At 58.4% G+C, this 24,957-nt stretch carries 19 protein-coding genes; 11 read left to right on the forward strand and 8 right to left on the reverse strand.

Features of this window, described 5'->3' with window-relative positions; translation table 11 throughout:
• Positions 1-187 precede the first annotated feature (187 nt).
• From PLH32_15020 to PLH32_15040, 5 genes are all read right to left on the reverse strand, one after another.
• Positions 188-1,291, reverse strand: coding sequence for a hypothetical protein (locus tag PLH32_15020; GenBank protein HQJ65922.1), 1,104 nt, complete (start codon positions 1,289-1,291; stop codon positions 188-190).
• A 793-nt stretch (positions 1,292-2,084) separates the two neighbouring features.
• Positions 2,085-2,279, reverse strand: coding sequence for a hypothetical protein (locus PLH32_15025; protein ID HQJ65923.1), 195 nt, complete (start codon positions 2,277-2,279; stop codon positions 2,085-2,087).
• A gap of 35 nt (positions 2,280-2,314) precedes the next feature.
• A complete protein-coding gene (locus tag PLH32_15030) occupies positions 2,315-2,548 on the reverse strand; it encodes a hypothetical protein (GenBank protein HQJ65924.1) in 234 nt (77 codons plus the stop codon).
• Between the two features lie 388 nt (positions 2,549-2,936).
• Positions 2,937-5,105 carry a hypothetical protein gene (locus PLH32_15035; GenBank protein ID HQJ65925.1) on the reverse strand — a complete coding sequence of 723 codons (2,169 nt, stop codon included), beginning with the start codon at positions 5,103-5,105 and terminating at the stop codon, positions 2,937-2,939.
• Positions 5,106-5,169: 64 nt separating this feature from the next.
• Positions 5,170-6,252, reverse strand: coding sequence for an Sb-PDE family phosphodiesterase (locus PLH32_15040; protein ID HQJ65926.1), 1,083 nt, complete (start codon positions 6,250-6,252; stop codon positions 5,170-5,172).
• A 673-nt stretch (positions 6,253-6,925) separates the two neighbouring features.
• Here PLH32_15040 and PLH32_15045 point away from each other — a divergent pair.
• The 8 genes from PLH32_15045 to PLH32_15080 all read left to right on the forward strand — a co-directional run bounded on the left by PLH32_15045 (position 6,926) and on the right by PLH32_15080 (position 14,234).
• Complete coding sequence (locus tag PLH32_15045; protein ID HQJ65927.1) at positions 6,926-7,543, forward strand: pentapeptide repeat-containing protein; 618 nt, start codon at positions 6,926-6,928, stop codon at positions 7,541-7,543.
• A gap of 61 nt (positions 7,544-7,604) precedes the next feature.
• Positions 7,605-8,426: a WecB/TagA/CpsF family glycosyltransferase gene (locus tag PLH32_15050; GenBank protein ID HQJ65928.1), complete on the forward strand. Its 822-nt coding sequence runs from the start codon at positions 7,605-7,607 to the stop codon at positions 8,424-8,426.
• A gap of 1 nt (position 8,427) precedes the next feature.
• Complete coding sequence (locus tag PLH32_15055; protein HQJ65929.1) at positions 8,428-9,804, forward strand: sugar transferase; 1,377 nt, start codon at positions 8,428-8,430, stop codon at positions 9,802-9,804.
• A gap of 17 nt (positions 9,805-9,821) precedes the next feature.
• Positions 9,822-10,364 carry a class IV adenylate cyclase gene (locus tag PLH32_15060; protein ID HQJ65930.1) on the forward strand — a complete coding sequence of 181 codons (543 nt, stop codon included), beginning with the start codon at positions 9,822-9,824 and terminating at the stop codon, positions 10,362-10,364.
• A gap of 112 nt (positions 10,365-10,476) precedes the next feature.
• Positions 10,477-10,755 (forward strand): hypothetical protein, encoded by a 279-nt coding sequence (locus PLH32_15065; protein ID HQJ65931.1) that lies wholly within the window; start codon positions 10,477-10,479, stop codon positions 10,753-10,755.
• A 299-nt stretch (positions 10,756-11,054) separates the two neighbouring features.
• Positions 11,055-12,635, forward strand: coding sequence for a capsule assembly Wzi family protein (locus PLH32_15070; protein ID HQJ65932.1), 1,581 nt, complete (start codon positions 11,055-11,057; stop codon positions 12,633-12,635).
• Between the two features lie 20 nt (positions 12,636-12,655).
• Positions 12,656-13,666 (forward strand): Gfo/Idh/MocA family oxidoreductase, encoded by a 1,011-nt coding sequence (locus PLH32_15075; protein HQJ65933.1) that lies wholly within the window; start codon positions 12,656-12,658, stop codon positions 13,664-13,666.
• Between the two features lie 94 nt (positions 13,667-13,760).
• Positions 13,761-14,234, forward strand: coding sequence for an acyltransferase (locus tag PLH32_15080; protein HQJ65934.1), 474 nt, complete (start codon positions 13,761-13,763; stop codon positions 14,232-14,234).
• A gap of 113 nt (positions 14,235-14,347) precedes the next feature.
• Here PLH32_15080 and PLH32_15085 read toward each other — a convergent pair whose 3' ends face one another.
• Positions 14,348-15,556 carry an alkaline phosphatase gene (locus tag PLH32_15085; GenBank protein HQJ65935.1) on the reverse strand — a complete coding sequence of 403 codons (1,209 nt, stop codon included), beginning with the start codon at positions 15,554-15,556 and terminating at the stop codon, positions 14,348-14,350.
• A gap of 251 nt (positions 15,557-15,807) precedes the next feature.
• Between PLH32_15085 and PLH32_15090 the strand changes: the two genes are divergently transcribed.
• The gene (locus tag PLH32_15090) at positions 15,808-18,225 is read left to right on the forward strand and encodes a M28 family peptidase (protein HQJ65936.1); all 2,418 of its coding nucleotides are present in this window, start codon (positions 15,808-15,810) and stop codon (positions 18,223-18,225) included.
• Between the two features lie 57 nt (positions 18,226-18,282).
• On the opposite strand, the gene malQ is transcribed toward PLH32_15090, so the two are convergent.
• Positions 18,283-19,863, reverse strand: a complete 1,581-nt coding sequence (malQ, locus tag PLH32_15095; GenBank protein HQJ65937.1) for a 4-alpha-glucanotransferase — start codon at positions 19,861-19,863, stop codon at positions 18,283-18,285.
• 275 nt (positions 19,864-20,138) lie between these two features.
• Here malQ and PLH32_15100 point away from each other — a divergent pair, with 275 nt between their 5' ends.
• Positions 20,139-20,828 (forward strand): bifunctional 4-hydroxy-2-oxoglutarate aldolase/2-dehydro-3-deoxy-phosphogluconate aldolase, encoded by a 690-nt coding sequence (locus PLH32_15100; GenBank protein ID HQJ65938.1) that lies wholly within the window; start codon positions 20,139-20,141, stop codon positions 20,826-20,828.
• Complete coding sequence (locus PLH32_15105) at positions 20,825-21,559, forward strand: LytTR family DNA-binding domain-containing protein (GenBank protein HQJ65939.1); 735 nt, start codon at positions 20,825-20,827, stop codon at positions 21,557-21,559. Before PLH32_15100 ends, PLH32_15105 begins: the two co-directional genes overlap by 4 nt.
• A gap of 17 nt (positions 21,560-21,576) precedes the next feature.
• Here the strand turns inward: PLH32_15105 and PLH32_15110 are convergent, their stop codons facing one another.
• Positions 21,577-24,738 (reverse strand): two-component regulator propeller domain-containing protein, encoded by a 3,162-nt coding sequence (locus PLH32_15110; GenBank protein ID HQJ65940.1) that lies wholly within the window; start codon positions 24,736-24,738, stop codon positions 21,577-21,579.
• Positions 24,739-24,957: the final 219 nt, after the last annotated feature.

Below are 24,957 nucleotides of genomic sequence, written 5' to 3' on the forward strand. Positions count from 1 at the left end.
CGATGGTTATATCACCACACGCGATCATGTCCAATGGCATAATACGCTCAGCAGTGGTGCTACCGGCTATCTTTCTGCTGATTTCACTGGCGACGGCCTGATTGACGAAAACGGCCTATCGTTATGGCGCGCAAATGCAGTAACCGGCCGAACAACCTGGTGACTCCTTCGATGAACCGCCACAGCTTCAACGGCACTTTTCTCCTTCGGACCAATCCTGGTTGTTGAAACGTGGATCGGTATTGGGGGTATAGTTGGGACTATCGCTGAAGATAACATCACCGCTCTTGTTGAACCAGACGTGATCGTGGCTGTTGCCCACTTCATAGTAATCACCGGTATTGGGATTTTGGTACACCTCAGTACCGCGGATATATTCTGAAAATCCGTCACGCTCAACGCTGTGGCTGCGAAGCGCTTCGTTGTTTTTTGCCAGGATGCTGCTGATTTCAGCCTGGGCATCGCGCGCCTGCTGCCAGATCCGATAGCGGTAATTCTGCGATTTGACATACCAGGCCGGGTTCAAACGGATGCTTTTAAGGATAGTCACCAGGAGCGGCGCCGCCTTTTCAAATTGGCCGCGCTCAGCATATATGGAGAAAAAGGTCGTCAATCCCCAATTGATGTTCATACTCATGCCATCGGTGCTGGAGATGACCCGAGTCAGGAGCAAACCGCCGGACATATCGATTGGTTTGCCTTTTTCGCTGTATCTGCCTTTGAATTGCACCGCATCATACTCCCAGCGCCCGCCGCTTTGAATGACGGCCTGTCCATGTGGCGAACTCTCACCATTTCTCCTCGCCATGTTCATGGCTTCAACATCCGGCTTGATTTCGGTCAATTCCAGGTCAGGCAACTGCTGCTGCAATTGGGGTAGAAACATCTGCTGAAGAAAATCCGCGGCAGGCATGGGTGGCATTACGCGCATACCATTGTAGGTGCCATCAAAAGCGGGGTTGTTCATCATCATTTGCCAGACGGGGCCGGTACCATAGGCAAAGCTGGCTTCTCCCCTGATCACGGCGCAACCTTGCGTTTCCGTGGCGTTATCGACTTGTATCACTTCTGTCTTGCTCAAATGCGGAGGTGGAGAATAGGTTACGGAGCCTTTTATTTTCCAGCCCTCTGGGACCAGGACAAAATAGGCCGTTTCATTAAAATTGGCATCGGTGATACCCTTGCGTCGCAAAACAGAAGGCGCCGCGCCGTAAACCGCCGGAATGACCAGGGCGAACACAAAGGGCAGCAATAACACAGCCATCAGAAAAAAAGGCTTTTCGCCGTTCATTCAATCCTCCTATCTAACGTATGAGTACCATCCTGCGTATTTGCACAAGATTATTCGCCTGAAAACGGCAGTATTAGTGGCATGAGGCGCATCCATAGCGTCCCAATGTACTTGATGATTCCCTTCAGCCGGGGGAACATCCACTTTGGCAATAATGCATTGTCCCAATACATCATGAATCGTAAGCCGCACATGACCCTGTTGGGCAGCTGATAAGCGATGGTCGTTACCGGATTGAAAGGATTGGGATAATTCTGTGCCAGTTGAAAGGTGTGTATTGGCCCATTGGCTGCTGCGATAGCAGAAATGACTTCGGCAGTGGACTGCCCAATCTAGATATCTGAAAGAAAAATTTTAAGACCACGTTATGAGGTCCGGGCAGCAAATGAAAAAAGCTCGATCGGTGAAGAATCATAAGCCGCTTCAGCCCTGAAGCTGCGCAGGGGTATTCGCAGGTTGTGCCACACGCCATCGAAATAATTCAAGGACCGATACTGATACTGATAGACTGATAGGAACTGATAGGAAATTTGATTTACTGATAGGAGATTAACTGATAGGAAAACTGATAACTGATAGGAACTGATAAATGATAGGAAATTTGATTTTGCTGGGATCAATAAAATCGAGGGTAAAACCCAGCCCTTTCCCCGTTTTCAGAGCGCCGAGCCATATCCGGCCCCCTCACCGCTTCTTAATTGCCGGTAAATTAACTAATCCGTTTCTTAAAATCAAACAAATTTTCTCCTTAGTTCGACAGTTGTAGGGTAAAAGAGATAGGGTTTAGGCCCTATTAAAAGATGGTAGAGACGTACTTTTCCAGATGAAGTCGTGTCACTACTGATCTGGATCTATTGTATGTCTCCATCGAGGCCGGCTCCTTGATGGCAAGCTGTTTGAGGATGAGTTTCTGCTGAAGGGTCAGTTCGGTCAATTGCAATACGGTCTTCTGATCGACAGCGAATTCCCCCATCTGCAATCGACTCATCTCCTGCCGGATTGAGGTCCAGGCGACTCCGATTTTCAGCTCGCTATTCGGGCCAGGACCAGCGCCAGGAAGCAGATGAAGATATGGCAGCGGATGTACTCGTGTTTGCTGTGGAAGCTGGGCCGTAATTCCAGAGTCGTCTTCAGAGCCCGAAATGCCTGCTCCACATTGTTGATTTGTTTGTACCCCAGGACGATATCTTCCAGTGACAAGGTATCGTCACTGCTTTCGATCGGGAGTTTGCCATCATCACGGCTCTCATCGGCCACCTTGCTTTTCGTCTGTAAATTCCTCCTGTGTTGAGTTTCATCTATTGGAGTGAAAAACACAAGTGAATTTACAGTCTCTTATGCCAGCGCCCAAAAATTAAACCGCTTACCCACGGAAAGCCTATGGCTTCCAGTGGGTAAAGCGGCAAAACAGATTTATATAATATTCTGGACATTACCAAATCGACCTGGCACTTCAATCGAAAATCGACAGTCGAACAATCCGGATATACCCAGGGGATGACGCCAAAATCGACCTGCCTGACTTAAACATGCTTAGAGTGGACGGTTGTAAAGTGCCTATTTCTGGCCGGTTTTGAGTGCTCGCTGACATGATCAAAGGCAAGGCGCCGCCGCTCTTCAGAACAGCTCAGAAACTTGCTGTCGCTCATTCCAGGATGATTTGCACGTAACTTTGTTCATCACAGGAGAAGCTGGTCAGTTCCCACCAATATCCCCATTGTCCCTCCAGGCGATTTTCGACCGCAGCCAGGGCTGCACAAGCTTGCTGGCCTTTGAGGTCAAAGACCAGCGCTGTGGAGCTGTAGTAGGGCACCTCCCCGGCGATGGCCAGGTCAGGTTTGCTGATGATCGCCCAATTCTGGATCTCGCTGCTCCCACGGCTGATCTCTCGCAGCTCGAAATAAACCAGCTTTCGGGGTGAGCTGTCATGATCCAGGCGGATAGTCAGGTGTCCTTCCCGCGCAGGATCTGTTGTTGTGATATTCCAGCTGGCCTGGAAGGTATCGTCTGTAAAAGTCCCATCATGCCACCGGTCATCCGCATAGAGGATCCCCAAACCTGAAGTTGTAGTGCCATCATACCAGGCAGTGGTACCCTGGGTTCTCGTCTTGATGCGGGCTGTGGTAAAGACCGGCCTGGTCAACCGGACATCGAGTGTGATGCTGTTGGAGCGGGTATAGGGCTCTTCGAAGTTGCTGCTGATCACCACCGCGAGTATATCATACCCCGCCTGGGTCAACTCCCGGATCCTGGCCACATTCACTGTATCGCCCTGGGTCCAATACTCCAGCTTCCCGCCGTTGATCCCGAACAGCATCAGGTTGGCGTTTCCCTTGCGCGAGGCGCTGGTGGAGAGGGCAAACTCCATCTCTGTACCGGCCGGAACCTCGGCATACTCCAGATCGATCCGGTAGAGCCGGGCGGAGAGATCGTAATAGTTATCGGTGTAAGAGACCTTGGTATCGCTGGCGGAGCGGAATTGAAAGGTCTGGGCGACGCCGGTTAGAAAGGTCTGGTTTGGCACGGCATAGAACTCCCCGGCAAGATAACGCCGGATAAAATCGGGCCACCATACCCGCGGCGGATCGGCCATGCTGCCGGCGAGGGCTTCTGCGGGATGCATCCCTGCGGCAATGCCGTCATAGATTCGGTTGATCGCGCTTTCGCGGTAATGAGTGACCAGATATTTAATCAGCGGGGCCAGGGTGTAGCCATGGATTCGCATGTTCCTTCCCGGCTGCAGGCCGCCCGCCATCAAACCGTCGAAGATCTGCAATTCGCTGCCGCGGAGACCGGTCGGGATAAAATTCGCTTCTTCCGGCGGCAGCCATTCCTCGAACCATGAGCCAATGGCCGCGTGCAGCCAGACATGCTCTTTGCTCATGTATTTTTCCGGATTCATGGTTCCCTTGTGATAAAAGGCCGGCACCCGGTAAAAAAACTCCCGGGCGGTCTGCCGGCAGATGGCGGCACGGTCCTGCCAGGCCATCTTGTCGTAATTGAGTTGCAGGAGTTGGTACCGCCGTAAAGTGTTGACATCAACGGCAAAATTCATAAGCGCGTAGAGGGGCGCAGAAGGGGAAAGTGCCTTGAACTCGACGACTTCCATCTCATATAATCCCTCGGGCTCAAGATAGGGCAATCCCATGCTGCGCACCTTTTCGGCACTTAAATAGGGGACCATGAGGATGGACGAGGTCAGACTTTCCAGCATGATTTTGGGACATTTCATGACGGCGACATGGCCATAATAGCGGATATCATATTCGGAAATGCCAAAGAGGAGGTCGAAAAGGTCGTCCTGCTGAGAAGCGCTCCCCGGCATCGGTGAGCGGCTACGGGCGAGTCCGCGACTGCGCGGCGGGATGGTGCAGACCATCATTCCAGATGAATCACGCGCAGGAAAGAAGGAATAGGAGAGCAGAGTGGAATCGCCTTCGGGAGAATCCATGGGTGTCGCCAGGACCACGAAACTGGAATCCTTGAGATTACCCTGGTATCGCATTGAAAGGGTCAGCCCTTTGGCGAAGGTCTGCGGCAGTCCGGTGAGTTGAAAAACGCGGGTTCGAACGAAGGATCCGAAAGCGGGGGGGCTGGTTTGTACCTGGAGTGACAGCTCAATCGGGCTGGAGAAAGCCCCGGCTGGGATGGTGATTTTTAATTGATCGGTCTCCAACTTGCCGCCTGCCGGGCCGACAGTCGACTGGATCAAATCTTCATCCTTGGGCTTCGGCTTGGCCGGATTCTTATCGCCGCATGCGACGATCAGGGCGGTGCTCCATAGCAATACCGCCAGGATTCTCCGGTTTTTCATGGTGGCCACCCTCCATCGGAATGAAATAATAAAAATCTCATCCTTTTCTAGGCTATCCTTTAACTCATGGATGCGGTATCGCAATGTGCAATACCGTCTTTTCGCCCGTCAGGACATTTTCGACGTCATACTCCAGTGGGCCGGTGAAGCTTTTTGCGATGGTCACCTGAGCGATGGTGTGCGCCGGCAGGGTCAGAACGGCCGGCGTGCCCGGGAGGCCGTTGACGAGTTTCCAGGAGATGTCCGAGTGGTTGGTCATCTCCAGGTAGAGATTCTTGCTGTCCTGATGATGCGGCCTGGCAAGAGTGACGCTTTTCATAAAAAAGGCCAACGCCAGATTGTCGCGGCCGGCCAGGTTCTCCCCGTACCAGACCAGGGTTTCGCCCTCGAAAAGGGCCTCGCGCAGGGCTCCAAGCGTTCGCTCCCTGGCGAAGACCAGAGTCATGGGACGGTGATCCCCCGGGGCTTTAAAATATTCCTCACTGATGTACCCGTGCATATCGCTGTTGCCTATCACGGCCAGCTTGTACTGTTTGCAGAATTCCAGCACCATGGGATAGAACTCGTCGTAATTATAAAATTCGATGCCGTGCAGCCATCCTTTATCAAAAAGCTGCTTATGAATTTCATAAAGCTTGGGCAATCCGTCAGGCTCCTGGGATTTCCAGCCGGGATGGTTGTAGAGGATGAAGGCGCCCTGTTTCACCGCCGCCTCGATGACGGCGAGAAAATCGGGCTGGTCCAGCACAGAAGCGTTTGTGATGAAGAGAGCGTTCAGGTGGCCTGGCGGCATTTGGCGGGTGATCTCGGCGCCGCGGATGAACAGGATGTTTTTCTCGCGGGCGCTTTCCTCGGCGAGCCTCCAGGCGGCGTTGTGGTCCTTCGGGATATAATCCTTGTGCGGCTGATATTCCAGATGGTCGGTGATGGAGATGGCATCCAGGCCATCGCGCCAGGCCTCGTCCACGCGTACGCGGGGCCAAACATCTCCGTCGGAGAAAACGGTGTGCAGATGAAAATCGCATTTCAGTGTCACCCGTCCGTCAAGGTCGGGCAGGTGATAGATCCGCCGCTGAGCCGGCAGGGGCAGCGCGTAAAGGATGGTGATCAGCAGAATCTGGAGATAAAAAGCTCTCATCTGTTTCATGGATAAGTTCCTATACAAGTTTTCATGCTGGTATCCGGGAACAGCGGCGTCTGTGAGCGCCTAGCCGCAATGATCTCGGAAGCAGCTCTCCCGCTGCTGAGGGGCCGACTCGAGGAGGCATGAGGCCCCAAGATGCCCTAAAAAGTAATCATTCAATTCGCGAAAAGCAAGGATTTGAGGCGGGCTGTTCGAGGAAGTCATCACAGGTATAACAGGCGGAGAAACAGGGAACCTGAAAGCATGATTGGGCATGGAATTTCCAGGAATGCAGCTGCCCGGGGACTGACAGTACCCAGAGCCTCAGGATGGAGGACGAATTGCTCGAGCGCCAAAATAGCTTGTTAATCACGTTAATTTTGTGTAAACTCACCAAGAAGGGACCAAAATGAGCGGGAAAGAACTAAAGAAAGCATAACCAGGCTCATGCACTATTCAAGATCAGGCATTTTCCTGCATCCTTAAATCGACTTGCCTGCGCTGCATTAGCGGGGAGGCTGGAATGGAGATAACGAAAGGGCCCTTTCCGTGAGAGCCTGTCGCATATCGAGGAATTCGCCCTGACATTTGACGGCTATGCGTACTGGGACTCATTCGATGCATGCGCGGATGTGGCCGACAGATGGTTTCGGACCTGGCAGCATACGCAGCACTATGATACAATGAAGGAGTGACCATGAGATCGCCCGACGAAATCATCATTATGGGCCTGCCCCTCGACCGGATCCTCGCCTCCCATGCCGGCTGGCTGCGTGAACATCTGAACCACACGGCCGGCGACGCGGCCATGCTCAACAACGCCGTCCTGGCCGGGGTGGATCTGAAAAAAACCGAACTTTCCGGCGCCGCCCTCGGCATGGCCGATCTCAGCGGCGCAGAGCTGCAGGACGCCGCGCTGGCCGGGGCATTCCTCGGCTTTGCCCAGCTGGCCAACGCCAAACTCGCCGGCGCTGATCTCCATGATGCCCACCTCTGGAAAGCCGACCTCAGCGGCGCCGATCTTCGTGGCGCCAACCTCCACCGTTCCAATCCGGCCGGCGCGATTTTCCGCCAGGCCAACCTGCAAGGGGCGGATCTCTCTAAGGCCGCGCTCCATGAGGCCGATTTCGATGGCGCGGATCTTACCAACGCCAACCTCCAGGAGGCCAACCTCCTGCGCGTGAAAAATCTCTCTGAGGCGAAGGGACTGGAGTCTGCCGATTTCACGGGCGCCGTCCTGGATCAGCCGACGCGCTCTTTCCTCGCTGGCCTCAACCAGACGGTCTCCTCCGATGACCCGCCACAAAGGCCTTGACATTTCCTCTTATTTGCCGTATCTTTCAAGATGTTAAAAAGTTAAGGGCAATCAGTCTGTCATGTATTCGGGCGATGAGCGCATGGCCCCGGCTTCCAATCCCGCATTCATCCATATCCTTGGATCGCGGATCGATACGATCCCGTCCTATCGGGCGGCATTTGAGATCCTGCTCCGAAGTTGCCGGCAGGAGACCGGACCGGCGCAGATCACTGTCAATAACGCCCACACCATGGTCGAAGGGGCACGGCGGCCGGAGTTCCGCCGCATTATCAACGCTTCGCTGCTCTCGCTGGCCGACGGGCGGCCGCTTTCGCTCATCGGCTGGCTCAAGGGCGCCCGGGAGATGCACCGCATCTTCGGACCGACCTTGCTCGAACAGACCCTGGATTGGGGCCGGCCGGAGAGGATCCGCCACTTTTTCTTCGGCAATACACCGGAGACTCTGGCCCGGATGGAAAAGGTCATCCGGCAGCGTTATCCCGGGGCTCTCATCGCCGGCATGATTTCACCGCCCTTCCGGGCATTCACAGAGGCCGAGAACCGGAGATGGCTGGAGGAGATGCGTCAGGCCGACGCGGATCTCATTTGGGTCTCGCTCGGCGCGCCCAGGCAGGAGGAGTGGATCTTCCGGAACCTCCACAGCCTCGACCGTGGGCTTTTCATCGGCATCGGCGCTGGATTTTCCTACCTCGCCGGCACCATCAAGCATGCCCCGGCCTGGATGAAGTACATGGCCCTGGAGTGGTTCTACCGCCTCCTCCAGGAACCCAACCGCCTCTGGCGGCGTTATGTGAAAAACAACACGCTCTTCATTTTCTACACCTTGCACGAATGGCTGACCGGCACACTCCCAGGCGGACGCTCCGAAGAGATGAATTAATATGAAGCAGAGCCCTGTCAAGTTCAGCACCCTGGTACAGGTCGCCGCCGATTTTGGCACGCTCCTCATCGCCCTCTACCTCAGCTACTGGCTGTGGGAACTCTCTCCCTTTCGTCTCAACCTCGATATCATCTGGCCGACTTGGCTACAAGCTGTCCTCGTCAGCTTGCTCTTCATCCTGCTTTTCTATCTTCACGGCGGCTATGAGCGCAAGACCAGTATTCTCAACGTCCGCGCCCGCAAGAACCTGATCAGCGCCATGCTCCTCGGCTGCGCCCTGGTGATCGTCTATTCCTTTTTTACCCGCCGGATCGCTCTCGGCCGCCTGCAGGTATTTTACCTTTTCATCCTGATGCTGCTGCTCATCACCCTGCAGCGCCATTTTTTCGACCGGATGCATACCATGCTGCTGCGCCGCGGCATCGGCGCCCGGCGCGTGCTGATCTTCGGGGCCGGCGATACCGGCGAGCGCATCGCCCGCGCCTTGCAGCAGTATCCCAAGATGGGATACCTTCCGGTCGGCTTCATCGATGATTATAAAAAGTCGAAGAGAGAAGCGGACAACCCCCTGCCGATCCTGGGCAGCCTTGCAGAGCTGCGCTATATCATCAAAGAGACCCGAGCCGAGGAGATGATCATCGCCATTCCCTCGGCACCGCCGAGCCGGATGCAGGAGGTGATGCGCGGCTGCGACACCGCCGGCCTACCGTACCGCTATGTCCCCAATCTCTATGACACCGCCATCCAGCGGATCCGCACCGAGGTGATCGACGGCGTGCCGGTTTTCGGGCTCGCGCGGTTGCACTATTCTCCGGTGAGTGCCCTGGTCAAACGGCTTTTTGACCTGGTGATCTCGGTGCTGGTCATCCTGGTCTGCGCGCCGCTGGTTCTGCTGATCGGCATGGCAATCCGCCTCGAGACCCCGGGACCGGTGATCTTCAAGCACCTGCGCACCGGGAAAGGGGGCAAGTCGTTTCTGATCTGGAAGTTCCGGACGATGCATCTTGGCACCGATCCCTATGCCGTCCATCCGCAGGATCGCCGCGATCCGCGCATCACGCGTGTCGGCAGGGTGCTGCGGCGGACCAGCCTTGACGAGCTGCCGCAGTTCTGGAACGTCCTGCGCGGCGATATGAGCATCGTCGGCCCGCGCCCAGAGATGCCCTTCATCGTCGCGAACTATACCGAACTGCAGCGCGAGCGCCTCAATGTGCGCCCGGGGATCACCGGGCTCTGGCAGATCTCCGCCGACCGCGCAGTGCCGATCCACGAGAACATCGATCATGACCTTTTCTACATCCAGAACCAGTCGTTGCTGCTGGATTTGATCATCATCGCCAAAACCTTCTGGGTGGCTGTTGCGGGGCTGGGCAAATAGAGCCGACAGCGGGTTTCATGGAGGAGGTCCCTTTGCGTAACATCGAGATCAAGGCTCGCATCGAGAGCATCGAGCTGATGGCGCCGCGGGTGGCGGTGCTGGCGGACAAGGAACCCGTTGAACTGGATCAGGATGACACCTTTTTCCGCTGCCCTGCCGGCCGTCTCAAACTACGGGCGTGGCCGGCCGGCGATGGCGTGCTGATATACTACCAAAGGCCGGACTGTTCCGGGCCAAAGGAATCCTTTTACGTGCTGGCTGATACCCACGAACCCGATGCCCTGCGCGAGGTGCTGACCCATGCGTACGGCCAGATCGGCCGGGTGCGCAAGCACCGCACCCTCTTCTGGCGCGGCCGGACGCGCATCCACCTCGATCACGTCGAAGGATTGGGCACGTTTCTCGAGCTGGAGGTCATGCTGGAAGAAGGCGAGCCGGCTGAGGTTGGGGAGGAGGTCGCCCGCGAGCTGATGGAGCGGCTTGGCATTGCCCCTGAGCAGTTGATCGAAGTCGCCTACCTCGATCTGCTGGAGGCAAAAAGCACGCCGGGCGGTGAATAAAGTTGTATTTCAGACTGTTTTATTAGTAACAGCCCACGCCGGACGAGTTGAAGACGTGTGTGGAGGCAGGAGAGGCCGGTGAAAACATTCAACCAATGAGCCAGGAGGAAGCATGGAACTGATCATCCAATTGCTGAGCGGCGCACTGGGTGGTAATCTCGCGGGATCTGTTTTCAAGAAATTGAGCCTGGGTACTGTCATCAATTCCATCGTCGGCATTCTGGGTGGCGGTCTCGGGGGACAGATCCTTAATTCACTTGGGGCCAGCGGCGGCACAGCCAGCTCGCTCGATCTCGCCGGCATCATCTACAATATCCTTGGCGGCGGCGTCGGCGGCGGAGTGGTCATGGCCATCATCGGATTGATCAAGTCTCTGTTTGCCAAAAAATAACCCGGAATCACTCGGGCGGGGGCCTGCATTGCCAGACCTCCGCTTTTTTTTCTGCAGCACATTTTCCCTCGCCGCAAACCGCAGCACGAACCGAATCCTTCCCCTTCTTTTGCGCAAAAAATCAAGTGAGAACGATGTAAATTCCCTAGTTCTATGCAGGGTTGTCTCGTAACCCTCGAGCTCGTGCCGGGAGGCGCCGGAGTTCGGCAGGTGTCCTTCCTCGCCAAACCCCTTGACTTTGGTCTATTTTATTTGCATATTTTTGTACTTAAGCCTGTCTAATCCCAGCCGGACTGTCAATGGCCATCACGTTCATCCCCAAACAGCGATCCTGCTCCTGCATTCTTCCGGCTTCCGGCTGCCTCATCCTCCTGTTGCTCTTGCTGATCACGATCGCCCCCGCCCAAACCCTGCGCTCTACCCACTGGTCCGAGGACTATATCCGCTATCTCCAGGCGCGCGGCACACTCTGGAATTTCTCCCCTTTTTTGCGGCCGCATACGGTTGGTGCCGTGGCTGAAGGATTGACCGGGGTTGAGCCGCACGCCCGGTTCCTTGCCAGCGCCCTGATAAGCCGGCGGCTGGAGCCGGGCGAAGCTTCGATTGGACTGGTCTCTGAAAATACCCTCGCCAACAGCGGCGTCGGCCTGCCCTTCCGCAGCACCGCCGTGAAGGATTTCGCCGGTGCAGCACCGCCTTGGCTTTACCACGGCCGCCAGCGCCTCGAGATGGCTATCCGGCCACGGCGCTGCCTGACGGTTTACAACAGCGTGCTCCTCGATAACCGGCTGGATGAGAATCCCCGGTATCTCGGTATCCGCCAGGGCGGCCTGGCCGCTTACACCGAACGCGCTGCCCTACACCTGCAGCATCATGGATTCTCCGCCACCTTCGGCCGCGACTATCTGCGGATCGGTCCCGGGCTTGATGCCAGCCTGCTGATCTCGGAACACAGCCGGCCCCTGGATCAGATCGCCCTCGGTTACGAGAACCGCTGGTTGCGCTATGACGTCATCGCCGCCACACTCGATGCCACCGCCTGGGTGCAGGAGGGCGCCCCGCCGCGGCAGAACCGCTACCTCGCCCTGCATCATCTTCAGGTGCGGCCGCTCGAGCGGCTCTATATCGGGATCAGCGAGGCCATGCTTTACAGCAGCAGCGCTCCGGAGTTCAATTACCTCAATCCGATTCTGGCCTACTATGGCGAGGTGACCAACGGCCCGATCGGTGGCAACTGCCTCGGCAGCCTACACGTCGCGGCCTTGCCTGTTCGCAACCTGACGCTCTATGCCGATCTGCTCATCGATGACATCCAGCTCGAAAAGAGCGGTCCGGGCGACCTCGAACCCGCGGAATACGGCTTGATGGCGGGCTTCCGCTGGGCTGATCCTTTCCACTTCGCGGGCTGTGATCTCTTCAGCGAATATACCCGCATCACCAATCGCACCTACAACGGCCAGGGGGGGCCCTGGGAGAAGTGGTTGCATCGCAATGAGCCTGTCGCACACTTCCTCGGTAACGATTTCGACCGCTGGCTGGGCGGCTTTTCCTGGTGGCCCCGACCGGCATGGCGCGCGGTACTGCTGGTTGATCTGCGCCGCCGCGGCGAGGGGCGCATCGAAAGGGCCTTCGATACCCCCTGGATGGAGATCCCGCTCGGCCAGGAGTACAGCGAGCCTTTTCCGACCGGCCTCGTCGAGAAAAGCAGCTGCTGCAGTCTGGAGCTGAGCTGGCAGCCGTGTGCGATGGTGCTGACGTATAGCCGGATCGGATATGGGGCCGTCACCGATGCGGAGAACCAGCGCGGCGTACACCGCCACGAATGGCAAGGCGCTCTGGGCGTCGAATTGGATCTTTACCATACAATCAAGATAGAGTAAGCTCAACCAACGGAGGTAATATGCTCAACATCGGTGTGATCGGCGTCGGATATTGGGGCCCCAATCTCATTCGTAATTTTGACGGCTGCGGCCAGACCCAAATGGTCATCGCCTCAGACCTCAAGCCGGAGCGACTCGCCTTCATCCAGAAGAAGTATCCGGCCCTGAGAACCACCTCCGACTATCTCGATATCATCAACGATCCAGCCATCGACGCCGTAGCCATCTCCACGCCGGTTTTTACCCATTACCAACTGGCGAAAGAGGCCCTGCTCGCCGGCAAACATGTCTTTCTTGAAAAACCGATGACCTCCACTTCGCAGCAGGCCGAGGAGCTGGTCAACCTCGCTGCGCAGAAAAAGCTCACTCTGATGCTCGACCACACCTTCATCTATACCGGTGCAGTGCAGCTGATGAAAAAGCTGATCGACGCCGGCGAGATCGGCGACCTCTATTATTTCGATTCAGTGCGCATCAACCTCGGCCTCTTCCAGCATGACGTCAACGTCATCTGGGATCTGGCGCCCCATGATATCTCGATCATGGATCATCTCCTCCAACTCAATCCGGAGAGCGTCGTCGCCACCGGGGCCGATCACGTCGGCAAGGGGCACGAGGATGTGGCCTACCTCACGGTCTATTTCCCCAACAATGTCATCGCCCATATCCATGCCAACTGGCTCTCCCCGGTTAAAATCCGCCAGACGCTGATCGCCGGGACCAAAAAGATGATCGTTTGGGATGATAACCTCCCGAATGACAAAATAAAGATTTACGATTCGGGCATCACCGTCAACCGCACCAAGGACGAGATCTACGATACCCTGATCCAGTACCGGACCGGCGACATGTGGGCGCCCAAGGTGCCGCTGACGGAGGCCCTCAGTCTCGAGGTAAACCATTTTGCGGAGTGCATACAGACCGGAAAAACTCCGCTTACCGACGGGGTGGCCGGCTTGAATGTGGTGCGCATCCTCGAGGCCTCGGAGCAGTCGATCAAGGCGCGTGGAAAGGAAATACGGCTGGCGTAGGCGGAACCGGCCGGGGAAGAAGATCCGGCCGGAATAAGGAGTCAGGCAGGGGGGAGGGCATCCAAGGAGTAAACCTGAACGTACGGAGAAGCTTATGAAATTTCTCAGCATCGCCGATGATGTTAGACTGGGGGAAGGCGTCAAGATCTTTAATTTTGTCAATCTCTATGGCTGCGAGATCGGTGATTATACCAAAATCGGCACTTTCGTAGAGATCCAGAAAGGGGCGACGGTGGGCAAACATTGCAAGATCTCCAGCCACACCTTCATCTGCGAGGGGGTCCATATCGAAGACAATTGCTTCATCGGCCACAATGTCACCTTCATCAACGACAAGTATCCACGCGCAACCAACGCCGACGGCAGCATGCAGACCGAGACGGACTGGGCCTGTGTGCCCACTTACGTGCGCAAGGGAGCCTCGATCGGCTCCAGCTCGACTATTCTCTGCGGCATCACCATCGGCGAAAATGCCATCATTGGTGCGGGCGCGGTGGTGACCAAAGATGTGCCGGCCGATACGGTGGTCGCCGGTTGCCCGGCGCGGGTACTGCGCAAGATGGAGTAGGTGAGACAACGGGCCGGTGCGAGGAGGGGGCTGAGCAACAGGCTTGTGGAGAGAGGCGGCAGGTTCATGGGAGGCGGAAAAGATCCGCCTCCCTTTTTTTAGGGGACCGGGCGTTATTTCTCCCCGCTGTGTCCGCTACCAAGCGGCTCTTCCAGGATGACCGGGAAGGGGGTGATGTGCAGTAAGGCGGCGAAGGCTTTGGGGATATCGGTATTCTCATGGAAACCGGAGAGACGCAGGGCGCCGGGGCCATAGGCATAGAGCGGCACTGTGGCGCCGGTGTGGTCATCGGTACTCCAGGAGAGCTCGACCTCGCTGCCGTCGACCCGGCCGCCGATGATGGAAAGCCCGCCGGTCTCATGGTCCGCGGTCACCACCACCAGGGTATGGCGGTCGACCTCGGCGAATCGGAGCGCAGCGGCGACGGCCATGTCGAAATCGAGGGTCTGGCGCACCGAATTTTCGGCATTGTGCTCGTGGTTGGCCCAGTCGATCTGGCTGCCCTCAATCATCAAGAAGAACCCCTTTTTGTTTTGACTCAGTAACGCAAGGCCCTTTGCAGTCATCTCCGCAAGAGAGGGTCCCGGCGGGAGGGTTTGCATCCCCTCCTCCGCAAAGAGACCGAGCACCCGGGGTCCTTTGGCCGCAAGCAGCTCATCCCGGGTTGAAAGGAGGGTGTACTGGCTGGCCCGGGCTTCTTCAAGCAGATTGCGGTCGTCGTGACGGCGGCTCTCCGGTAGTGTTTGGGGGATGAAGAAAGCACGGCCGCCGCCGAGGAGGACGTCGATGTGATTGAGAAGGAGGTTTTCTGCAATGAGGGGCTCCTCCTTGCGGCTCATGGCATGGGCGCCGAATCCGGCCGGGGTGGCATGGGTGACTGAACTGGTGACGATGAGCCCGGCGGCCATCCCTTTTTGCTGGCAGGCCGAGAGGATGGAAAGTCCGGGATTTCCGTCAGGCGTGCGGGAAATGCGGCCGTTATTAGTCTTGAGACCGCATGCCATGGCGCTGCTGGCGGCGGCGGAATCGGTAATCAGGTTGTCAGCCGAGCAGGTTCGCACAAATCCGGCGATCGGCATACGGTCCATGTGCATGGCTCCGGAGACACCTGCGCCATGAATGCGGGCATTGGACACCGTCGATATACTCATCCCGTCGCCGATCAGCAGGATGATATTCCGGACTTTTTCATGGGTGACAACCGGCAGCTGTGTCAGGTTAGCAGGCGGCTGATAGGGAAAGCCCTGGGGTGCGGCCGGCTGGCAGAACAAGGGAAACGTAACGGCGAGCAAGGAGAGAAGGGTGCAGCGGAACGAAGACATGATGGACTCCTGTTATTATAATAAAATAAAATTTGCATAAATTTTCGGTTAAATGCAACCGATTTGCAGGGGTTTCCGCGGTTTAGGGCATTTTCGCCGGCACCCGGATGGGAGTCAGGCTGGAGGGACCGGCAACCGGGTGGGCGCAAGATTTCGCGGGAACCGGGCAAAGAAGGTGCGGATTATTTTTTGATTGAAAATCACTCCGTGAATTTGTACTTTGGAAGGTCCATCGATGCGAGGGAAAAGCCATGCGCCACCGCATTTTGTTCCTACTGCTTTGCGCCGTCACAACCTTGCAGGCCGGCAACGCCACGGACAGCCTCATACTGCGTCAGGAAACCCTGATCCAGGAGGTCATCGCGGGAATCCAGATCGACTCCCTGCTGATGCGGGTTCGCATCCTCTCCGGAGAGCAGGAGGTCCGCATCGGTGGGGCGAACTATACCATCCTCTCCCGCTACCGTTCGCAACCCGGCAACACCCTCGCCGCGCAGTACCTCTACGAAGAGTTGACTCGCTACGGTTTGCATCCCTTTTACGACTATTTCGGCGCCCAAGGCGCTAATGTCGTCGCCTTTCAGGAGGGCTACCTTCATCCCGAGCAGCAGTTCATGATCTGTGCACATTATGACTGCATGCCCGCCGGCAACCGGAGTTATGGCGCCGATGACAACGCTAGCGGCACTGCGGCTGTGCTTGAAGCCGCGCGCCTGCTCGGCCGGCGGCCGATGCCTTTTACAGTGGCCTATGCCCTCTGGGATGAGGAGGAGGCGGGTTTGCTCGGCTCGCGCGCCTATGCCGAAAAGGTGGCACGAATCGGGCAGCAGATCCTCGGGGTGATCAATATGGACATGATCGCTTACGATGGCAATGCCGACGGTATCGTTACTCTCCACGTCCGGCCGGTTGCCCGTTCCCTGGATCTGTGCCAGCGCCTCATCGACATCAATACCAACTATGCCATCGGCCTCGACCCCTGGGCCGTCAATCCCGGCACGCCCAAAAGTGACCACGCTTCTTTCTGGGAGAAAAACTACAGTGCCGTTCTGGTCATCGAGGATTACCGGCGCGGAACCGCCGTGGACGATTTCAATCCTTGGTATCACAGCCTGGACGATCGTATCATGCTCAATGGCCAGTATCTCTTCGATTTGGGGTATTTTCTCCGCTGTGCCCAGATGAGCCTTGGCGCACTGGCGAGTTATCTCTTTGATGTGGCGCCGGCGGCGCCGGTGCCGCAACCGGCAGCCTTGGTGCGGCCGGTGCGGACCGCGGTGACCTGGGCACCATCCGGGCGGGCACGCGCCTATCGGTTGCAGCTGGCCCGGGATCCAAAATTCCAGACCATCGACCTGGACTACCCGGCCGTTACGGACACCAGCTGGGTTCCGGCGCGGCTGCGCTACGATACCGATTATTTCTGGCGGGTGCGCGGCTACAATCGCGGCGGCAGCGGCGACTGGAGCGCCGCCGCAAATTTCACCACTAGCGGTCCGCAGCAGCGCACTCTGGCCCTGCATCCCGGCTGGAATCTCGTCACGTCCAGCATCGCCCCGGACGATTCGTCGCTCGACCACTTGCTGCCGAAGTCGGGCCTGCTCCTGCGCGACGGCCAGGGGCGGCGTTTCGCTCCCGATTACGGCTGGGATGAACGCAAGAATTGGTCGGTGCTCGAAGGTTTCTGGATCCATGCAGACGATTCTGCGGAGCTGCAGTTCTCCGGCTGGGAAATCAATACCGCACCGACGCCGTTGCCCCTCCGCGCCGGCTGGCAGATCCTCCCCTACTGGCACACGACTTCCCTCCCCGTCGCTGCGGTCTTCAGCCGCCTTGCAGGCCGGGGTGCGGTGATCAAGGACGCCGTGGGCCGCGTCTGGTGGCCCGCCGAAGGGATCCTGGAAATTGCAGATCTGGAGCCGGATCAGGCCTATCAACTCCATCTCGATGCGGCCGATACTCTGGCGCTGCCGGTGAACGATCAGGCCATCGCCATCTCCCCGGCAGATCCGTCCTCCCTGCGGCCGGCAACCCTGCATTACCGGCCGCGGTCCGGGACGGGAGTGACGGCCCATCTTTTGCTCGACACCGCGGATCTCGAGAGGGGCGATGAGGTCGGCGTCTGGGCCGATGGAACGCTCCTCATCGGCGGCGGCCGGGTTGAGGGGCCGAAAACCCTCCTCACTCTGTGGGGAGACGACATCGCAACCGGGGGTACGATCGACGGCGCGCGCAGCGGGAGCATCCTCAACCTGACCCTTTGGAATGAAGCGATGGCGCTTGAGCGGGTCCTCAATCTGGAGCAAGTTCGCGAGGTCTGGAGCAACAACGCCGCTGTCCTGCCGTTAAGCTATGAAGCCGACGGATTTTGGCGCGGTCGCGCCGGAGCAGTCGAGGCGATCCCGAAGCGGCTGACCCTCTATCAGAATTATCCCAATCCCTTCAATTCGACCACGCTCCTGCGGTATGTGCTGCCGCATGGCAGCCGGGTTCTACTGCGGATTTTCAATTTGCAAGGGCAGGAGGTATCGCGTTTAGCCGAGGGCGAACAGCGGGCCGGCATCTATGAGCGCAGTTTTCGTGCCGAAGGGCTGGCGAGCGGGATTTACTGGGTCGAGCTGCGGGCGGGCGCCGAGGTTCATCGCATCAGCATGATGCTGCTGCGCTGAGTGCACTGCACACCCCTTGAGGAGACAAAAAGGGCCGCTGCGAAGGGGCCCTTTTTATCAGCGGTTGTAGCGAAGCGTCAACTCCGCGAGGCGGTTGAAGGCGGCGGGATCGGCTTCACCTTCCGCAAGGCGCCAGGTCCAGTTCCCTTGGTTGGTCCCCGGCACATTCATGCGGCCGCGGCCATCGATGCCCAGCAGGTCCTGAAGCGGCAGAATGGCGACGTTGGCGGGTGAACTCATCGCCACACCGATCAAATCCCAATGCACCGATTCGCTGTTGACCGGGCGGCCGAGGAATTGCTCGAGATGCTGCTTCTCTTCGTCCGTAGCGTCATTGAGGAACCAGCCGCGGGTGGTGTTGTTGTCATGCGTGCCGGTATAGACGATGCAGTTGGGCTCATAGCGCCAGGGCATATAGGGATTTTCCGAGGGATTGCCGCTGAAGGCGAAAAGGAGCACTTTCATCCCCGGCAGCCGGAACCGCCGCAGAGCCTCCTTGACATCGTCGGTGATCACCCCGAGGTCCTCGGCGATGACGTTGAGGTTGGGAATTTCGGCGACCAGGCGCTCGAAGAAGGGGTAGGTGGGGACGGTGACCCAGCGCCCGTTGATGGCGGTCTCCTCCTCGGCCGGAACCTCCCAGTAGGCGATCAATCCGCGGAAGTGGTCGATGCGGACGATATCGAAGAGGCGGAGGTTCTGGCGCATGCGGTTGAGCCACCAGGCAAAGCCGTCCTTGGCCAGCGCTTCCCAGTCGTAGATTGGATTGCCCCAGAGCTGGCCGGTGGCGCTGAAGTAGTCCGGCGGCACGCCGGAGACAACATAGGGCTCGCGGTTTTCGTCCAGTTTGAAGCGGTCGGGATGCGACCAGACGTCGCTGCTGCCGAAATCGACATAGATGGGGAGATCGCCGATGATGGTGATGCCACGATCGGCACAGTGGCGCTTGAGGGCGAACCATTGCTTCTGCACCACATACTGGAGAAATTTCTCGAAGTGGATAGCCTCGGCGAGGGTTTTACGGCTCTCAGCCAGGGCTTCTGGATAGCGATCGCGCAGCTCAACCGGCCATTCGCTCCACATCTTTCCCGGGAAGTGGCCCTTGAGAGCGATGAAGAGAGCGAAATCCTCGAGCCAGGCGCTCTGCTCGAGGCAGAAGCGGTCGAAATCGGGATCCGGTGTCTTGAGCCAGCGTTCGAAGGCCCGGGCGAAGAGGGCCCGCTTGTATTCGGTTACCGCGGGGTAGTCAATGGGTCCTGCGGGCGGCGGATTCAGGTCCGCGAAATCGGCCGGTTCGAGCAGCCCATCCTGCAGCAGCACATCCGGGCTGATCAGCAGGGAGTTGAGGGCAAAGGCGCTGCTGCTCAGATAGGGGGAGTTGCCGTAGGCCGGGTCGGTCGGATTGAGCGGCAGCAGCTGCCAGTACCGCTGTCTGGCGGTGGCGAGCTGGTCGATAAAGGCGAAAGCCTCGGGTCCGAGGTCGCCGATGCCATGGGGAGAGCACAGGGAGGTGATGTGCATCAAAACGCCACTGCCGCGGGTCAGTTCCATCTGGGCTCCTCTGGTTGGAGATGGGGATATGATCGGATCGATCCGGGGACAGAGTGCCGCTCCGGATGCTGGATCATCAGAATTCAATTCGTTAAATTACCAATATCCTCCCTCTAAATCAAGTCCAAAATCCTGGCAGGGAACCTCCCGAAATCCGGTTCACACCTGACTCCGCGTGCTGCTGGCGCCCCGAACTCTCGCTCGCACCCGGCCCCTCGTGGGCAGGCGCCAGATTTCGGCGGATATCAGGCAACATCCTGGTGCTTCCGGTGGAGGCGGGGTAAAAAAAGTGTTTTGATTCTCGCGCCATTTTGGTATGTTAACCGGGTGCGACGAACAAAGGAATATGGAGCTCGGACCCTATGCAAAACAAGAGTCAGATCCTTTATAGCAAACTGCGGGAAAAACGTCTGATCGCCCTACTTTCGCCGGTCCGGCCGGAAGATTGCCTGGCTGCCTGGGAGGCACTCGATCCCCTCGGCATCACCCTCGAGATAGCCCTGCGTTCACCGGCGTCTGCTCCCGGCATCTCACTGCTGCTGCGGATGCAGCCCGATGCCCTGGTCTTGGCAGGTACGGTGATGACTGCCGCGCAAAGCGAACAGGTGATCGCGATGGGTGTAGCCGGTGTGGTCTGTCCTGATTATTTCCCCGAGGTCGTCGAGCGCTGCGGCGCCGCCGATCTGATGTGCATCCCGGGCGGCATCAGCGGCGTAGGAGCCCAGCTGGCGCAGAAAGCCGCGCTCTACGGCTGCACCATCGAGGAGTTACAGGAGCTTCATCCGCATCAGTATATCCATAAACTCTTCCCGGCCATAACCGGTACGGTCTCGTTTCTCGGACTCGCCCCGGCCTGGAAAGGCCCCTACAAGGGGCTGCAGATGGTCTATACCGGCGGGATTACCCGCGCCAATCTCTCCGAGGTGGCGGGTTTTGACCGCAGCGGCATCTTTTGCGGCTCCGCGCTGACCAAAGCGGCCCCGGATCAGAACGCCATGCGCGCAGAGGGTGAGCAGTGGCTGGCTCTGGTGCAGGGGGCTGCGCAGCTATGAGTGGAAAACCTCGCTGGTCGGCCCTGATCGTCGACGATGAATGGTTGGTGCGTGAGGAACTCAAACAGCTGTTGGCGGACTATCCGGAGATCGAGGTGTCCGGGGAGGCGGGCAGCGTCCGCCAGGCCGCCGAGTTGCTCGGGCAGCGCGCGTTCGATGTGATCTTCCTGGATATACAGATGCCGGGGGCGCTCGGCTTTGAGCTGCTCGATCAGGCAGAAGTTACGGCGAAGCTGATCTTCATAACCGCCTATGATCAGTACGCCATCAAGGCCTTTGAGGTCAATGCCCTCGATTACCTGCTCAAGCCCATCCAGAGGGAGCGTCTGGGCAAGGCCATTGCCCGCCTCGCTGGCAGCGCGCCGGCAACACCGCAGCCCCGACCCCGCCTGGGCCATGACGATATCGTCTACGTGGTGATCGCGGGTTCGCTCAAATTCCTGCAAGTCGCACAGATCCGCTACATCACCGCCGGCGGCAATTATTCCTACCTCTATTATCAGGAGCACCGGCGCGAGCTGGTTACCAAGAGCCTGCGGGAGTGGGAGGAGATCCTGCCGCCCGACTATTTCCTCCGCATCCACCGCTCCTCCCTTGTCAACTTTGAATTCGTCGAGCGTATCGAAAAGCGCCCAAACTATTCCCACCTGGTCTACATCCGCGGCATTGAACAACCTGTGGTCATGAGCCGGCGGTATGCCGCCCGGCTGCAGCACCTCCTAGCCCGCTGAAGGGTCTCGCCCCCCGGTCACGATTTGTCCGCCATCGCTTCGAGGGATTCACGTTTGAGACCCTTGCCGGTGATGCGGATGCGCGCATGCACCCAGCCTGCCTCTTCGTTCAGCTCGAAACTCTGCTCTTCATGGAACATGATCTCGAGCCGCTGGCGGATATTGTCCACTGAATTGCCATGACCGTCGCCGGGGGCGCTCGGCGCGTTCAGGGGCTTGAGCCGGCCGCTGTTGGAAACATCGATAGAGAGCACCTCGTTGTGAAATCGGATGTTGAGTTTGACTTGTAGGGGCAAGCTACTGGTCTGCATCCCGTATTTGATGGCATTCTCGACCAGCGGCTGGCAGATAAAGGCGGGGACGACGAGTTGGCGCGCCTGTTCGTCGATGGCGACCGTCACCTGCAGCGAGTCCCGATAGCGCACCTTTTCGATATTGAGATAGTTGGTGACCGCCGTGATCTCGTCATCGAGCAACGCCTCGGCCTTGTTAAAGTTGAGTAGGGAATAGCGCAGAAATTCGGATAGGGCTGAAACCATGTCCCAGGCCTGCTCCTGGCTGATGAGGATCATCGAGCGGATCGAGCCGAGGGCGTTAAAGAGAAAGTGGGGATTCATCTGGTAGCGCAGCAGCTTGAGTTGCGACAGGCTGGCTAGTGAGCGCGCCTGCAGGAGGTCGCGGCGCTGGGTCATATAGTCGATGAAGAGCTTTACCAGCAGCAGCAACAGGGCGAGGAGGAGGAGCCTGAACCAGGCCATCTTCCAGAAGGGGCGGGAGATGGTGATGCGGATGGCAGTGCCCTTTTCGTTCCAGATGCCGTCGTTGTTGGCCGCCTTGACGCGGAAGGTATAGATGCCGGGATCGAGGTTGGTGTAGGTGGCGAAACGGCGGCCGGTGACGTGGTTCCACTCCTGCTCAAAGCCCTCGAGGATGTAAGCGTACTGGTTTTGCTCGCTCAGCGCATAGTTGAGGGCGGCGAATTCGAAGGAAAAGACCGCATCGCGCCAGGAGAGGGCGATGCTGGAGGTCTGGGTGATATCTCGGGTGAGGATGGGCGGCTGGCCGCCGATCCCGACGGGGCGGTTGAAGAGGGAGAAGCTGGTGACCACCACCGGAGGGACGAAGGTATTTTCTTGGATGGCTGTGGGGTAAAAGGCGGTGGCGCCGTTGATGCCGCCGAAAAAGAGCTCGCCGTCGCGGCTTTTCAGGGAGGCGCCGTAATTGAACTGGTTGCTCTGCAGGCCGTTTTCTTTGTAATAGTTTTTACATTGGCGGGTCACGGGATCAAAACGGCAGAGTCCGTTACTGGTGCTCAGCCAAAGCCGACCTGTTTCATCCTGCTGGAAGCCATAGACGATGTTGCTGGGAAGGCCCTCCCGGGTGGTGACAACCTGAAGAGAATCGGATTCCGGACTAATGGAAAAAAGGCCGGCCCCGACCGTGCCGATCCAGATGCGGCCATCGCGGGCTTCGAAGAGGGCGCGGACTTCGATGTCGCGGCCGGTGCGGTCGAGCTGAAAGAGGCGCAGCGTATTGCCGGGCGGCGTGAGGCAGCCGACCCGGGCCTGGCTGCCGCCCATCCAGATGCGTCCCTGGCGGTCGCGCAGCAGGCAATGGACATTGGCAAAGCCCTCGTTGTGATACGCCGTCATCAGATGGATGAAACGGCCGCTGCCGCGGTCGTAGCGGTCAAGGCCGCCGCCATAGGTGCCGATCCAGATATCACCTGCCGCATCCTCGAGCAGGGCAAGGATATTATCGTTGGCGATGCTGGATGGATCGCCGGGGCGGTGGAGATAATGTTGGAATCGGCGCCCCCTGCTGCGGGGCAGGCGGTTAAGGCCGCCGTTGAAGGTGCCGATCCAGAGATCGCCCTGGTGGTCCTGCAACAGGCATTTGACGTTGTTGACACTCAGGCAGGCGGGATTGCCGGGCTCGTAGGTATAGTATGAAAAAAGACCGCTGCGGCGGTCGAGGCGGTTCAGTCCGCCGCTCTCGGTGCCGAACCAGAGGTCGCCGGCACGGTCTTCAAGGATGGCATAGACCTCCTGGGAATTCAGGCAGCGGCGGCTCGAGGCATCGGCGCGATAATGGACGAAGGGGAGGTTGGTGGTGTTGAGGAAGCTGATGCCGCCGCGGGTTCCGATCCAGAGATCGCCCTTCCGGTCCTGAAAGATCGCCTGGACCGAGTTCTGGACCAAGCTATGGGGATTGTTGGGATCGTGGACGTGTCGGGTGATCTGGCCGCCCTTGCGTTCAAGACGGTAGAGGCCGCTGCGGTTGCCGATCCAGAGCGAGCCGCGGCCGTCGTCGAGGAGAGCGCGGATGGTGGTGCTTTCGGGATTGCCCGCTCCGGGGAACAGGGCGGTGAAGTTGGCGCCGGGCCGGTCCATGCGGTTGAGGCCGCCGAAGGCGGTGCCGATCCAGAGGGTGCCCTCGTGGTCCTCGCAAAGAGAGTGGATCTCGTTGTCCCGGATGGAGCGGGGATCGCCGGGATGGTGGCGGTAAGGAGAGAAACGTCGCGTCTGCCGGTCGAAGGAGAGGAGGCCGCCGTCGTGGGTGCCGGCCCAAAGGAGGCCCTGTCGGTCGAGGCAGAGGGCCAGGATTTCGTTGGCGGCAGCGGCGGCCCCTGGCTCAGGCCAGGGGATGAAATGGTCGACCTTGCGGCGGTCGGCATCGATGCAGTCGAGTCCGTGCTCGGTGCCGACCCAGAGTACGCCGGTACTGTCGAGGGCGAGGGCATTGATGTTATCGCCGCTGAGGGCCGGTCCCGCGCTCGAGTCGGCACCGAAGCGGAGAAAGCTCTGGCTGGCGCGGTCGAAACGATTCAGGCCGCCGTCCTCGGTGCCCACCCAGAGGTACCCCTCGCGATCTTCGACGATGCAACGGATGAGATTGGCCGAAAGGCTGTGAGGCTTGGATGGGTCCGCCAGGTACACGGTGAAGGTATAGCCGTCGTAGCGGTTCAGACCTTCATTGGTGCCGCACCAGAGGAAGCCCTGACGGTCCTGAAAGAAGCAGTTGACCTTGCTGTGGGAGAGCCCCTGATCGATGGTATAGTTGCGGAACTGCAGCTCGCGTTCCTGGCTGTTGCCGGGGCCGGCCCGGAGCACAGCCGGGAGAATCGCGCAAAGAAGTCCCGCGAACAGCCGGAACAGGGAGAATCGGCTTGATTTCACCTGGATCGGTCCCTTTCAGGCAGCGTTGGTGCCGGGCGAAGAAAGGATTAGAACCCTCCATTTTACAGTTTTGCCGCCTTTTTATCAAGAAAAAACTGCATCCCCTTGACCGTTTACATGCTCCTTTGGCCGTTTGTCCAATTGGGGTTGCGCCGGCGACGAAATTGATGTATACTACAACGTCAGCCTGAATGTCGGTCTGCCGCGCTGCTCCCCCGG

Source organism: bacterium, from assembly GCA_035419245.1.
In the GTDB taxonomy this organism is placed as follows: domain Bacteria; phylum Zhuqueibacterota; class Zhuqueibacteria; order Residuimicrobiales; family Residuimicrobiaceae; genus JAKPUX01.